Raw genomic sequence first — 13,115 nt, 5'->3', positions numbered from 1 at the left:
TACTTACATTCGATTAGATAGTTAATAAAGCCAATGATGTTATTAATGTTATAATTCTGTGATCAGAATCTGAACACCGTTCTGGCGTATGCATCGAACAATTGCATCAGGAATGTGGCGACATATACAACCAAAGACAACAAGAACAATCCGAGAAGAAGGAACGCCCAGCCTTTGACGGTTATCATCTGATACATGCAGAATGCCATTATCACGAACGATAATGAACCGACGATGAGGAACTTGACACCTTTCTCACCCTTGCCTTGATATATCTGCCCTATCCCCATTATGCCGAAGAGTGCAGGGACGATGGAAAGGAACAGTATGAGCGTCTTGCTATACCTTACCGTCGCAGGCGCCCTGTCATCCGGAACCGTATGTCCGGAGGAACGCTCGGATCTCTTCTCCTCCCTCGGTATGTCCCTGTAACACTTGGGGCACGTTATGCTGAAGGTAGGCACCTCCTCACCGCAATAAGGGCATTTCCTGCTCATCTATCATCACTCAATCTGAATGCCGTCATGGTCGATGATGCGATAAGCTTGTCCTTGGAGAATACTTTCACATCATATATCAACAGACTTTTGGACCTATTCACTACGGAGAGCTTCGATATCAATCTCCCTTCTTTCACGGGCCTGTGGAAGATCACGTTGGAACTCTGTCCTACGGCCTCTCCGCAGAGATTGGAAGCGAAAGCGAGACTGTGGTCCATGAGAGTGTAGATCACACCGCCATGGACGAAACCGCGACTGTTAATGTGTTTGGGCTGGATGTCGAGATATAATTCCACCTCATCTTGTGATATCTTGCCTATCTCTATTCCCAATTCCCTTATGAATGGTGCATTGTAGACTTCCTCGATCTTCTCCACATATTGTTCACAATCCTCAGATACGACAGAGAGGAACTTCGGATCACACACATTCTCATCTGACATAATCCCTACTATAATCACATTATAGATAATCATGTCCGTACTCGACATATGATAGCTATCCACGCTGCGAATATGGATACAGTAAGGTAGATAATCCATGTCCGTGTTATAAGGGCCATGACGGAAGAACTGACGGTATCGGAATTCAATGATCGTGTCAATTCCGTCGTTGTTAATTCTGGACAATTACGCGATGTATCTGTTGTCGGTGAGATATCCGGTGCGAAGAGATCGACAGCAGGTCACATCTATTTCGACCTGAAGGATGGAAATTCCCTGATCCACTGCACATTGTTCAGATTCGCTGCGTCAAGGATAAGGATAGAGATCAAGGACGGTATGAAGGTCGTCGCATTCGGTTCAGCTTCTTACTACGCCAAGGGCGGTTCATTCGGATTCAACATCGAATCATTGACCCCGTATGGAAAGGGCGAATCGCAGAAGAAATTAGAGGAACTCACAGCCAAACTTCTGAAGGAAGGGATATTCGAACCTGAACGCAAGAGAGCCCCGCCGAAATATCCGAATACGATCGGTGTCGTCACATCACCGACCGGCGCTGTGATAAAGGACATCATAGACACCACGGCGAGAAGATATCCTGTCAACATCCTCCTCGCTCCAGCGATCGTTCAAGGAGAGGATGCTCCGATCACCATCGTCTCAGGGATCAAGGCCTTGAACGAGATTGGTGTGGACGTGATAATCGTCGGAAGAGGCGGAGGCTCCAAGGAGGATCTCAGCGCATTCAATTCTGAGATCGTTGTCAGAGCCGTGGTTGGATCCGCAGCACCTGTGATCTCTGCCGTCGGGCATGCTACCGATAAATCATTGACGGACCTTGCCGCGGACAGATATGCGGAAACGCCTACCGCCGCAGCGATGATCGCTACTCCGGACAGGATCGACGAGATGCGTAACATCAATAACCTGGCCATAAGAGCTAACAAATCACTCATGATGATGGTCTCGTCCATGAGATCCAGGTTCGAGAGCATCGATAAGAGGTTATCTCCCAAGAATGCAAGGGCACTCCTCACACAGAACAGGAGCGATCTGAAGAACCTGTGTTTGAGGATGGATGCCGGTCTGAGAGGTAAGATCAACACCGAAAGATCGAGATTCAACATATTGGATTCTAAATTGGACCCGACACGTCTCAAGGACAGATTGAATCAGAACATGATGTACATGGACAACCTATCCGAAAGGATCGATAGGTCCGTGTCCGATATACTGAAGGACAGGAAGAATCGCCTCGCATCCAGTGAGAGCATGCTCAACGGCTTGGATCCGAACAAAGTGCTTGACAGAGGATACAGTATGATAATGGATGCGAAGGGGAATGTGATAACATCCATCGGGCGCATATCCGTGGATGATGACGTTACGATAAGGATGAGGGATGGAAAGGCCATCGCAAGTATCAAGGAAGTGGAATGATGACAACAGAGAACGGAAAAGAGGAATTGTCCTTCGAGGAATCCATGAACAAGTTGGAGGAGCTAGTCAAGAAGCTCGAGGAAGGGAATCTCGATCTCGATGAGAGTATCAAGATCTACTCCGAAGCAGTCAAATTGAAGGAAAGATGCAGGAAGATACTCGATGAGAGTGAAAGGAAAGTGGAGATCCTCATGAACTCCGCCGACGGTCTGATAAAGGACGAATTCAAGATCTGACGATACCGCTTTTGTCCCAAAGGGGCATGTCCTTACCAGATGCCCATGCATCCGATGTCGCATAAAGGACGGTCTTATCGAAATCCTCCCTGTCATATGCGATCCTCATCGCCCCGGCGACCTGGTAGCCGTTGATCGTCCTTGCGTTATACCCTCCGAATATCTCTCTGAGGGCGAATGCGAACACATCGGCTATGTCGTGACCCCTACACACGATGACGGGATCCATCTTCGGCTCATCGAAGACGAGACTGACTAGTTTGGATAATGATATCCATGCCCCGTTGCTCCTATCCAGTATGTGCTCGCACATACGCCTGATGTCACATTTCAAGGAACGACGATCCAAGAAATGTTCAAAGACAAGATCCTTGAAGGAAAGGTTCAATCCGTCTCTCGAGGATATCATCATCAATATCCCTATAGGATAGCAAGCGGAATAGATGGCATCCTTCGGATTCCCATGTCTTCTTCTGAAATCATCCAACCTTTCCTTGTCCGCGTATTCGAACAGGACATCGTCGAACGCTTTACTCAAGAAGAGCATCCCCTCGCTGTCGCGTGCATCGGTCTGGAAGAGCGGGGGACTCCTTTTGATCCCGTTCATGTGATCCAGATCGGAATCGATTATTCCGATCAGACGTTCATCACCCCTCCTTTTCGATACCTCTTTGACCGAATTGTAGACGTTCTGTCTGCAATGTGCGATCACAGTCTCGGTATTCTCCTCATCCAGGAATTTCCCATACAGTCTGCTGTCTGTGGAACCCTCTACGATCACAATCGTGCCTTTGAACGCTGAACGCAGCATCATCACGGAATTCGCAATATCGTTCGCATTGATACGGTCACGCATGATCCGCCCTCAACTCCTGAGCAAGATCCCATCTGTCGTGTATTATCTGTGGTGAATGCGTTGCAACGAGGATATCTATGTTCCTTATCCTACTGATGTTCAGGAACAGATTGCACAATCTCTGTTGCCATGCGACATGTAATGATATCTCGGGCTCATCTATGATGACGGTCATATCATCATGCGTCATGAACAACAGTCCATAGAACATTATCATGATCTGCTTCTCGCCGGCGGAGAGCTTGTTCACAGGGATGTTATTGCCATCGAAGAGCACTATACTCAATCTGTTATGTTCATTGATGACGACCCTCTTGTTCGTGAACATCCCATTCAGTATGTCCAAGTAAGTGACGATCGATTCCGCCAATACGTAATATCTCTCGACCCAATCCATAAGGGAATGCAGAAGCGCCCTGTATCTGTCCCTATTATCGCAATAATCCATCCTCTCTGGAGGGAATTTGATATCGGATGGTAACTTCGGGACGAAACCAGCCTCGGACATAAAATCCATCTTCGCCTTGATGTCCTTGCACTTATTGACGAAATCACTTGGTTCCATATCATCGCAAAGATCATCCCCGATCTCGATCGACATGTCCTCGACGGCGGAAGATATGCGTGCGTTGAAATCATCCACAAGTACGTCGATCGAATTCCTGATCATCCCATCCTCGAATTCGATGATGTTCCTGTCAGGCGAAAGGTAGAGGACGTCGTACATCTTCCCGATCTCCTCTATCGTCGTATCGGTATCGACCTCATTCTTCGATATGCGTGCCTTCAATCCCTCTCTCCTATCAACGAAGATCATCGTACCGTCATCGAATCTGACATCCATCCTTTGGAACGGTACGGACAGGAGTGCAGCCTCATCCCCGAGGAACAATGAATTGATGAGTTTGAGGGCGATGCTCTTCCCGACACCGTTGAGGGAATGTATGAAAGTGAGACCTTCTCCGTTCAATTCGATGATATGGTCATAACTGTTGAACAATCCGTATACAGCGACATATCTTAGTCTCATATCATTTGTAACGGCTACAGAGTAGATAAATCATGTCGATGTCAACATTTGGGATAACCCTATATCTGACGACTGCGATTGTAATGACAAGGTGATATGGATGGAGGGTAAGGTACTTGGCCGCATCGGGATGTTCACATCACTCCTCTTTCCAGCGATGTGGGCCATAGCAGCAAAATTGGACAAGGATTGGACATTCGGACACAACTCCTTGTCGGCGATGGGCGTATCATCAGTCCCCCTTACTGCTATATTGTTCAACGTAGCCTGTATCGTCACCGGTGCCCTTATCGTATTGTATTTCTACGAATTGGCGAAGAAGGATCATGGAGGAGGTGTTGCAGGCGCATACATCGCATCACTCTCAGGTGTCTTCCTCTCCATGGTCGGCGTGTTCAACCTCAACACAGGTGCATTCCACTACTTCTTCGCAACTGTTTTCGGTCTTTTGGCAACGACAGGTGTAGTCTTCTACACGATGAGGGATATCAACAGGAGACGCGGTCCGCAATCGATACTGACGTTCACGATGCTGTTGCTCGGATTGTTCGTCACACTCAACTTCAGATTCGAGATCTGGGAGCCCATCGTCGTCATCCTCGGACTCGCATGGTTGTTCCTCTTCAGCGTAGGTACATTCAAACCCACGTGGTTCTGGAGAGTCGTCATAGACTTCATAGAATCCGAGATTGAGCAACATGAGAATTAAAATAAAGAACCGCGGATACGGACAATGATGGATGCCGAAAGCACATTCAAAGAGATATCCGAATACATCAAGAACGAAAAGAACGATGAGGCCAGCGAACTTACCAGGGATCTGGCGGCATCGACCGATGACATCAGCATAATGCTCAAGTGTGCATCATTGCTGAAAGTGATCGAGGATGAAGAAGGATGTCAGGATATCATCGATGATGTGCTAGACAAGGTAGAGGATGATGATCCAAGGAATTTCGATATAGGGTTATCCATCAGAGCCTTGGGAAGGGCAGAGGATGCATTCGGATTGATGAAATGTTACCGTACAGACGATGACAGGATCCCGGAGGTCGCAAGGACGCTCATGCTCATAGACGAATCCGAAGAGGCCCTATCGATGATGACGAAACGCGGATGCAAATCCATCGATGATCGTATCCTTCTTTGTGACATCCTGTGTTCTCTCGGAGAGTTCGCCAAAGCACAACATGAAGCTGAGGACATCGTGAAAGAGAATGGTGCCTCATACAAGCCGCTGTTGAATCTCGTCACCGTGTTGATGAAGAAGGGCGATGTGAAGAATGCTATCAAGGTCGCGAAGGAACATCTCAAAGAGGACAAGAAGAACGCAGAATCCTTAGCGTTGCAGGCCTATGTGATGTACATATCCGGAAAGATACCTGCAGCGGCCAATTACGCCAACCGTGCACTTCAGATCGATTATTCCAACATAGGTGCATTGGAGGTAATGGCCATGTGCTTCATCGAGAAAGGGAAGTACAAAGAAGCGAAACTCCTAGCTGGCGTGATCAACGAGAAGGATCCTCTCGATCCATCCGTGATGCGCATTCTGGACGCATGCAGGATCACCTCCAGTTCCTGACCGGTTTTCTCCTCATATTCCTCATGGAGAGTCTGAACTCTCTCCAGTAACCAGGTGTGAACAGGATGAATGCGGACATTATCTCCACACGTCCGATCCACATCAGTATGCACATGAACAGTTTCGCACCATCCGTCAGTTCAGCGAAGGAACCGAATGGTCCGTACGGACCTATCGATGCCCCATAACATGTAAGACTGCTGATCGATGTCAGGACGGAGACGTCGAAAGGCAGTCCGAACAAAAGGAACACTGCCGTACCGGATATCATGGTCACGATGAATGCGAAGAGCATGACCATGGTTATCGAGATGTAACGATCATCCACGCTAGATCCGTCGACCTTCACATCATATACAGCATTCGGATGCAGAAGCTTATTGATCTCATTGTACGCGTTCTTCGTTATTATCAGGAATCTGCTGACCTTCAGACCTCCTGCTGCTGAACCCGCAGAACCACCTACGATCGTTGCTATGAACAGCAACGCGACGATGAATATCGGATATACCGAATAATCCGAAGCGGCGAACGATGCCGTGGTCGTAGCGGATATCGTGTTGAAGATGATGTTGATCGGCGTATCGTCGCCTTCGATCAGAAGATACACCAACGCGATCAATAGAACGACACCTGTCAGCATGACCATCATCCTGAACTCCTCGCTCTTGAAGTATATCGGTTTCTTTGACATGACCGATTTGTAATGGAGATAGAAATTGGTGCTACCGAAGATCAACGACACAATGATGACGATCTTTATGATATCGCTGTATCCCGAGACGCTGTTATCTGCTGGGGAGAAACCGCCCAGCGATATCGTAGACAAAGAAAGACAGAACGATTCGAAGAAGGACAATCCACACAATACCAATGCGATGAGTATCAATATCGTTGCGATCGAATACACAATGGCGAACTGTTTTCCAGTATCCTTCAGTTTCAATGTTATGTTGCCGGCATCCGAACCGGATACCTCGTTGGAGAACAATGCCCTGTTCCCGAAACCTATCGTAGGAAGGACTAGAAGGAACATGACGATGATGGCGATACCGCCGATCCATTGAAGGATCGATCTCCAAAGTATGACGCCTCTGCTCCATTCATCCACTCTCGGGATTATCGATGCGCCTGTCGTCATCACACCGGATGTCGATTCGAAGATGGCATCCACAGGTGCGAAACCTGAAAGGAAGAACGGTAGTGCGCCACATATCACAGAAATGAACCACATGAGGGCCATGTCTGCTAGGATGAAGATGGGGTTGATCGATTTGGGCATATGGGTCATAACGACCATCGGTATCCCTATCACCATCATCGCAGACATCGGAAGCAGGAACGGCAATACATCATGACCATCGACGAGATTGTAGATCAGGGATGGCAACATCAGCACTGCCAATGTCAACAGTGTGTATCCGACGGTCTTCAATGTGAAACTGTCGAACTTCTTTATGCGCACGTGCCTTTCCATCTCATTCACACATCGATGTCTATCGAGGTTCCGAACATCTTCTCCAATTTGTTCTTATTGACGTTGTATGTATACAGAACAGCGCGGTCATTGGCCTGGAATTTCGTGTACATATCGGGATAGATCTTATCGTTGTTGCGTATGAGGCATGTGAGACGACATCCCTTAGGCAATTTGATGTCCCCTGTGTGCTCGTTGCAGACAGCGGACCTTGGATTAACGGTCACGGTGAAGAACAGTTCGTCGGGATTCTTCATCTTGAGGATGGCCTTATCGTTGGAGATCAGTGTCTTGGTGACTCCATTAGCTACAACACGGTAGTTACCGACTATGGTCTTTATCCCGGTGTATTCGAAGATATCCTCATACTCCACCATCGAGTATCTGCTGACGATCTTGTATGCGCCGAGTTTCTTTCCCATAAGACCGGAAAGAAGATTTGTCTCATCCACATCGGTACTTGCGATTATCACATCCGCCCTTCCAGCGTTCTCTGACTTTAGAAGGTATGGATCCACGCCGCTTCCATTGACGATGACTGTGGATGTCAGTTCCTTGGCGAGTTCGGTACATCTCTTACGATCGGATTCGAATAATTTCACATATCTCTTCCTGGACTCGAGGAGTCTTGCAGTCTGTGAGCCTGCGACACCCCCGCCGATTATAAGGAACTCATTGGCAGGACGTTTCACACCCATCATGTCGTTGAATGCATGGATGCTCTCAGGGGAACCGAGGACGCGTATCATATCTCCGACATGGATCGCCGTCATCTCATGCTCCATGATGATCTCATCACCGCGATAGATTGCAACGATGGTACAATCCTTCGGCTTTTGGATATCTATGCTCATCTTCCCGATTATGTCCTTGTGGTCGTCCGTGACCTCGAAAAGAGCGAGACCGAGGTCCATCGCCTCTATGCTCTCATAATCGACAGCGTTCTCAAGAAGGGCCAATTCGGCCATCTTGTTGGCCATCATTATCTCAGGGGAGATTATCTGATCGACGGTCTGAGGCGAAGGTTCGATAGCGAAATCAGGATTCCTGATCCTGACGATGGTCTTTATCTCCGGTTTGATCATCTTCGATAGCATCGATATGAGAAGATTTTCATCATCCCTGGCCGTGGTGCTTATGACGATATCCGCGTGATGACGCTCGATCGCACTCCTGAGCACCTTCGGGTTCGAGCCGTCCTCGTAAAGAACGGATACATTCAGAAGGCTCTTGACCTTCTCCACTGTAACCTTATCATTATCGATGATCATGACGTCATGATATTGTGACAATACCTCGGTCACTATGTACCCCACATTTCCGATTCCAACTACGATTATATTCATTTGAAAGCCTCGGCCGATATGGTTGGAATTCATCTTGGATTATATAATCAATGGGCTTGATGGCTACGCATCATTGCGTATTGTTTATATCGCACAATAATATAGAGAGCGATATGATGCAGCAATTCGAAGAGGGATTCTGGCAGAGGAATCGTTCATCCAAAGTAGATGATGTCATGGAGACAGCAAGGAACATCATCGCTGACGTCCAGAAGGACGGGGACAAGGCCATCAAAGCCTACACAGAGAAATTCGATAAGATCAAACTTGACAGACTTCAGGTCTCACGCGAGGAGATCGAGGAAGCATATGAGAAAGTGGATCCCGAACTCGTCGAGGAGCTCGAGAACGCTGCATACAACATCGAGAGATTCCACAAGATGCAACTCCCTCAGGACCTTTGGCTGTCAGAGGTCGAGCCCGGGATAACACTCGGTGTCAAGAGCACCCCTCTTGAAAGAGTCGGATGTTACATACCCGGAGGAAGGGCATCATATCCTTCCACAGCACTCATGTGCGTTATCCCTGCACGCGTTGCAGGTGTCGATGAGGTGGTCTGTTGTACGCCCGCACCCATCAATCCTGCGACACTCGTCGCATTGGATATCGCTGGTGTGGACGAGATTTACAGCATCGGAGGCATACAGGCAATCGCAGGTATGGCCCTCGGTACCGAATCCATCGAACCTGTACAGAAGATCGTCGGCCCCGGTAATGTGTTCGTCACTGCGGCCAAGACACTCCTCAGAGGTAAGATCGAGATCGATTTCCCTGCAGGACCTTCAGAAGCGGGTGTGCTTGCGGATGATTCATGCGACCCCGCATACGTTGCTTCCGATCTCGTAGCACAGGCGGAGCACGACCCGATGTCGGCATTCATCCTCATTACCGATTCAGAGGATGTCGCGAAAGCTGTAGACAAGGAAATAGAGAAACAGGTGAAGGATGCTCCCAGGAAGGAGATCATCATGGCCGCCATGAAGAACTCAGGCTACATCGTGGCCGACGACATGGAGATCGCCATCGAGATGATGAACGATGTAGCACCTGAACACCTCTGTATACAGACCAAGGATGTCATGGACACCCTTTCCAAGGTAAAGAATGCAGGATCCATATTCGTCGGAAGATACACACCTATCGCAGCAGGCGACTACGCATCAGGCACCAACCACGTACTCCCTACAGCTTCCGGAGCAAAACTGTACTCCGGATTGAATGTGGCGCACTTCAGGAAGACGTCCACCGTGCAGATGTTATCCAAGGATGGACTTGACATATTGTCACCCACGATCAGGAAGATCTCGAAATCCGAAGGACTCTATGCGCACTGCAACTCAGTGGATATCAGGCTCCCTAAGAAGAAGAAATCGAAAGATGAGTGAATCCCATCCAGACACAAACCATTTACATCAAACCCCCTTAAAATCGTTCGATTTTTCACAATTTTGCAACTTTTTATATACTGAGAAACTGTTCAGAGATTCACTGCAAGAGACGGACCCCTTGTACTGGACCAAAAGTCCACCGTCTCTTGTTACCATGTTTTTCACACACAGTCCACACGATCATCTATAGTAGGATATCACCACGGCGATATGCATTTCCGACAATGTTCTATACTTACATCCTATCGTTGTAGATGATATGGCGGGCGAATGGTTCTTTGACAAGATGGTCAACTACAATGACGTATCCAACGATACCAGCCAATGTATCATCTGTAAGGGTGCTAGGAGACTCTGTGGCAAGGACAGATGTCCGCTGATGATCAAATTCTATTCACAGAGCAAGACGATGAAACTCATCGATGCCACAGATATCGAAGGGAGCTCACCGCCTGCAGTGTTCGTAGGGAGATACGGATATCCCAAGGTGGACATCGGTCCACTGATCCCCCCTGAGTTCGGGGACACATCGATCATGGACAAACCAGAACTCTGGGGCAACAAATCGATAGATGAGATAACCGACTTCAGATTCAGGCTCGTCAGAGGGAAGTATCGCATCGATGCGACCGATTTCAAGAAAGGCGGCAGGATAGTCGACCAGGTACAGGAGATGGCTTTGATCGAGAGACCCATAGACATCGAAGCCAGATTCTCATCCAAACCCAAAGGCCGTGTGATCCTGGATGACGAGATACAACCTTTCGGACCATCCGCCAGGATGGATTACATGAAAGCGGGGAACGGAAGGATGCATAAGTATCTGGAGAGAAGTTTCTACGATACCGATATGAAGGCGGCGGATGCCGTGTTGAATGCATACAGGAACGGCACACTCATTTCAGAGATCCAAAAGGCATTCTCCGTAGGGACAATGGGGATCGATAGGAACAGACGTTTCGTACCTACGAGATGGAGCATAACGGCGGTCGATGACATCATCGGCAAAGACCTTCTGAAAACGACGAAACACAACAACACGATAGATGAATTCAGGATCTACGAACTCCATGCGTTGGACAACAGATGGTGCATACTCATGATGCCATGTACGTGGAGGTTCGAATTGATCGAGGCATGGTATCCGAACACGACATGGAATCCATCGGGCAGACAGATAGAGATGATCTCCGATTGCGAATTCTTCGATGGAAGGACGGAATACGCGCCCATAGGCGGGTGTTATTATGCATCGAGGATGGCTGTGAACGAACTCCTGATGAAGGAGAAGAGAACAGCAGGCGTGGTGATATTCAGAGAGGCCCATCCGGGATATGTGATGCCTGTCGGAGTATGGAACGTCAGAGAGAGGGTCAGGGAATCATTGACAGGGAATCCATTCAGATTCGATAATTTGGAATCCGCATTGCAGCATATCGATTCCGTCATGGACATACCGCGCAAGACATGGTTGCAGCATTCTGCGGTGCTCAGAGACTACATGATACAAAGGAGGATCGATGATTATGTCTAGTCTTTTCGATTTCGATGATACGAACAAATGGGATGGTGCATACGAGATCGTTCAATGCAAACGTGCCCTGTCCCCATCCGGCCTCCCTGATATGGACTATTCGTTGAATCCGTATGGCGGATGTGCCCATGGTTGCATATATTGTTACGCCCCCGAGGTCACACATTCGGATTGGGACACATGGCGTGTCGTAAGGGTCAAATCCAACGTCGTGGAGAGACTCACGAAGGAATTGACATTCGTGAGAGGTACGATCGGCATCGGGACCGTCACCGACCCATATCAACCGGCCGAGAAGAGATTCCAATTGACTAGGCAATGTCTTCAAAGGATATCGAGGACGGATTGTCCGATCCATATGCATACGAAATCGGATCTCATCCTTCGTGATATCGACATCCTATCGCAGATCGATGGATTGATCGCCGTGACCATCACATCGATTGAAGAACGCTGGAGCAAGATCACCGAACCGGGCGCTCCGATGCCCGCAGAACGTTTAGATACACTTGCAGGACTCACGGATGCAGGATTGAACACCTATGCGCTCATAGGCCCAGTCCTATCGCATCTGGAGGGCAAGGAGGAGATGTTCGCCGATGCGATCGCAGATACAGGCGTGAGATTGGCATACATAGATAGATTGAACAATCGTCCACTGTTGAATTCAAGATTGTCCAGGATGAATATAGGCGGAGGTTCCATCGAGAGTATCGAAAAGATAAGGAGAAGATTGATGTCAAAGGGCGTGACCGTCAAGGATGTGTTCGAGAGACGAACGATCGATGATCATGGACGATCTTGACACCACATCATAGTTCAATCCTTACCCTCATCCCTAGTGAATCTCTTCATGACCGATTTCTTCACCGTGTCGGTGACCATTCTGATATCATCTTTGACATCATCGAACGTCATGTTCTCTATGTGATCCTTCGCGGACACCATCACAGCATTCCTTATCGCATTGTCGCGTGTCTTCTCAACGGTCTTGATGGCCTCCCTGGTCCTGTCGGACATGGGCATGACATCGACAGCGGATTCGAAGAAATGCATCATCTCGATACATGCTGTGAAAAAATGTTTCTGCACATCCTCATCGCTCATGATCCTCAGCACAGCATCCTTCAAAGAGAATGTGTTCTCTTCCTGTGCGCCCATCAGTTCTATTATCCTGTCCCTGTTGGAATTGACGAATTCCTCAAACTCCTTATCATCCATCGGTTCATCAGTCATACGCATACATCGAATCGGACCATGATAAACTGTTCCCTTCT

Annotated in this window: 14 protein-coding genes; 7 read left to right on the top strand and 7 right to left on the bottom strand. The window is 48.2% G+C overall.

Annotated features, from left to right (window positions below; genetic code table 11):
* Nucleotides 1-62: 62 nt before the first annotated feature.
* Nucleotides 63-497 (bottom strand): hypothetical protein, encoded by a 435-nt coding sequence (locus ACI2NF_RS05210; protein ID WP_177971435.1) that lies wholly within the window; start codon nt 495-497, stop codon nt 63-65.
* Entirely contained in the window at nt 494-943 is a 450-nt protein-coding gene (locus ACI2NF_RS05205; RefSeq protein WP_400146641.1) for a PaaI family thioesterase, read from the bottom strand. The genes ACI2NF_RS05210 and ACI2NF_RS05205 overlap by 4 nt, the downstream gene beginning before the upstream one ends.
* Nucleotides 944-1,060: 117 nt before the next feature.
* Here ACI2NF_RS05205 and xseA point away from each other — a divergent pair, with 117 nt between their 5' ends.
* Both xseA and xseB read left to right on the top strand, forming a co-directional pair.
* Complete coding sequence (xseA, locus tag ACI2NF_RS05200; protein WP_400150074.1) at nt 1,061-2,386, top strand: exodeoxyribonuclease VII large subunit; 1,326 nt, start codon at nt 1,061-1,063, stop codon at nt 2,384-2,386.
* Nucleotides 2,386-2,622, top strand: coding sequence for an exodeoxyribonuclease VII small subunit (gene xseB / locus ACI2NF_RS05195; RefSeq protein ID WP_177971432.1), 237 nt, complete (start codon nt 2,386-2,388; stop codon nt 2,620-2,622). Before xseA ends, xseB begins: the two co-directional genes overlap by 1 nt.
* Here xseB and ACI2NF_RS05190 read toward each other — a convergent pair.
* Nucleotides 2,612-3,478 (bottom strand): DUF4435 domain-containing protein, encoded by an 867-nt coding sequence (locus ACI2NF_RS05190; RefSeq protein WP_400211176.1) that lies wholly within the window; start codon nt 3,476-3,478, stop codon nt 2,612-2,614. The genes xseB and ACI2NF_RS05190 overlap by 11 nt on opposite strands.
* Nucleotides 3,471-4,508 (bottom strand): AAA family ATPase, encoded by a 1,038-nt coding sequence (locus tag ACI2NF_RS05185; RefSeq protein ID WP_177971430.1) that lies wholly within the window; start codon nt 4,506-4,508, stop codon nt 3,471-3,473. The genes ACI2NF_RS05190 and ACI2NF_RS05185 overlap by 8 nt, the downstream gene beginning before the upstream one ends.
* Before the next feature lie 100 nt (nt 4,509-4,608).
* Here ACI2NF_RS05185 and ACI2NF_RS05180 point away from each other — a divergent pair, with 100 nt between their 5' ends.
* Together ACI2NF_RS05180 and ACI2NF_RS05175 are read left to right on the top strand one after the other, a co-directional pair.
* The gene (locus ACI2NF_RS05180) at nt 4,609-5,217 is read left to right on the top strand and encodes a DUF998 domain-containing protein (protein WP_177971429.1); all 609 of its coding nucleotides are present in this window, start codon (nt 4,609-4,611) and stop codon (nt 5,215-5,217) included.
* 27 nt (nt 5,218-5,244) lie between these two features.
* Entirely contained in the window at nt 5,245-6,093 is an 849-nt protein-coding gene (locus ACI2NF_RS05175; protein ID WP_177971428.1) for a tetratricopeptide repeat protein, read from the top strand.
* On the opposite strand, the gene ACI2NF_RS05170 is transcribed toward ACI2NF_RS05175, so the two are convergent.
* A complete protein-coding gene (locus ACI2NF_RS05170) occupies nt 6,077-7,570 on the bottom strand; it encodes a TrkH family potassium uptake protein (protein WP_400211175.1) in 1,494 nt (497 codons plus the stop codon). The genes ACI2NF_RS05175 and ACI2NF_RS05170 overlap by 17 nt on opposite strands.
* A gap of 5 nt (nt 7,571-7,575) precedes the next feature.
* Nucleotides 7,576-8,916 (bottom strand): Trk system potassium transporter TrkA, encoded by a 1,341-nt coding sequence (trkA, locus tag ACI2NF_RS05165; protein WP_177971426.1) that lies wholly within the window; start codon nt 8,914-8,916, stop codon nt 7,576-7,578.
* Nucleotides 8,917-9,029: 113 nt separating this feature from the next.
* Between trkA and hisD the strand changes: the two genes are divergently transcribed.
* From hisD to ACI2NF_RS05150, 3 genes are all read left to right on the top strand, one after another.
* Complete coding sequence (gene hisD / locus ACI2NF_RS05160; protein ID WP_177971425.1) at nt 9,030-10,301, top strand: histidinol dehydrogenase; 1,272 nt, start codon at nt 9,030-9,032, stop codon at nt 10,299-10,301.
* A gap of 262 nt (nt 10,302-10,563) precedes the next feature.
* Entirely contained in the window at nt 10,564-11,838 is a 1,275-nt protein-coding gene (locus ACI2NF_RS05155; protein ID WP_400146649.1) for an Nre family DNA repair protein, read from the top strand.
* Nucleotides 11,831-12,643, top strand: coding sequence for an SPL family radical SAM protein (locus ACI2NF_RS05150; protein ID WP_177971424.1), 813 nt, complete (start codon nt 11,831-11,833; stop codon nt 12,641-12,643). The genes ACI2NF_RS05155 and ACI2NF_RS05150 overlap by 8 nt, the downstream gene beginning before the upstream one ends.
* 14 nt (nt 12,644-12,657) lie before the next feature.
* Here ACI2NF_RS05150 and ACI2NF_RS05145 read toward each other — a convergent pair whose 3' ends face one another.
* Nucleotides 12,658-13,074: a hypothetical protein gene (locus ACI2NF_RS05145; protein ID WP_400152177.1), complete on the bottom strand. Its 417-nt coding sequence runs from the start codon at nt 13,072-13,074 to the stop codon at nt 12,658-12,660.
* Between the last annotated feature and the right edge of the window lie 41 nt (nt 13,075-13,115).

The organism is Candidatus Methanarcanum hacksteinii (assembly GCF_964305265.1).
Taxonomy (GTDB): domain Archaea; phylum Thermoplasmatota; class Thermoplasmata; order Methanomassiliicoccales; family Methanomethylophilaceae; genus Methanarcanum; species Methanarcanum hacksteinii.
The sequence above is the reverse complement of the archived record's forward strand: the minus strand, read 5'-3'. Positions and strand labels throughout refer to the sequence as shown.

Excerpts from the sequence above, each read along its gene's own strand:
- ACI2NF_RS05210 (WP_177971435.1), bottom strand. The coding sequence starts at position 497 with ATGAGCAGGAAATGCCCTTATTGCGGTGAGGAGGTGCCTACCTTCAGC.
- ACI2NF_RS05205 (WP_400146641.1), bottom strand. The coding sequence starts at position 943 with ATGTCAGATGAGAATGTGTGTGATCCGAAGTTCCTCTCTGTCGTATCT.
- xseA (WP_400150074.1), top strand. The coding sequence starts at position 1,061 with ATGACGGAAGAACTGACGGTATCGGAATTCAATGATCGTGTCAATTCC.
- xseB (WP_177971432.1), top strand. The coding sequence starts at position 2,386 with ATGACAACAGAGAACGGAAAAGAGGAATTGTCCTTCGAGGAATCCATG.
- ACI2NF_RS05190 (WP_400211176.1), bottom strand. The coding sequence starts at position 3,478 with ATGCGTGACCGTATCAATGCGAACGATATTGCGAATTCCGTGATGATG.
- ACI2NF_RS05185 (WP_177971430.1), bottom strand. The coding sequence starts at position 4,508 with ATGAGACTAAGATATGTCGCTGTATACGGATTGTTCAACAGTTATGAC.
- ACI2NF_RS05180 (WP_177971429.1), top strand. The coding sequence starts at position 4,609 with ATGGAGGGTAAGGTACTTGGCCGCATCGGGATGTTCACATCACTCCTC.
- ACI2NF_RS05175 (WP_177971428.1), top strand. The coding sequence starts at position 5,245 with ATGGATGCCGAAAGCACATTCAAAGAGATATCCGAATACATCAAGAAC.
- ACI2NF_RS05170 (WP_400211175.1), bottom strand. The coding sequence starts at position 7,570 with ATGGAAAGGCACGTGCGCATAAAGAAGTTCGACAGTTTCACATTGAAG.
- trkA (WP_177971426.1), bottom strand. The coding sequence starts at position 8,916 with ATGAATATAATCGTAGTTGGAATCGGAAATGTGGGGTACATAGTGACC.
- hisD (WP_177971425.1), top strand. The coding sequence starts at position 9,030 with ATGATGCAGCAATTCGAAGAGGGATTCTGGCAGAGGAATCGTTCATCC.
- ACI2NF_RS05155 (WP_400146649.1), top strand. The coding sequence starts at position 10,564 with ATGGCGGGCGAATGGTTCTTTGACAAGATGGTCAACTACAATGACGTA.
- ACI2NF_RS05150 (WP_177971424.1), top strand. The coding sequence starts at position 11,831 with ATGTCTAGTCTTTTCGATTTCGATGATACGAACAAATGGGATGGTGCA.
- ACI2NF_RS05145 (WP_400152177.1), bottom strand. The coding sequence starts at position 13,074 with ATGACTGATGAACCGATGGATGATAAGGAGTTTGAGGAATTCGTCAAT.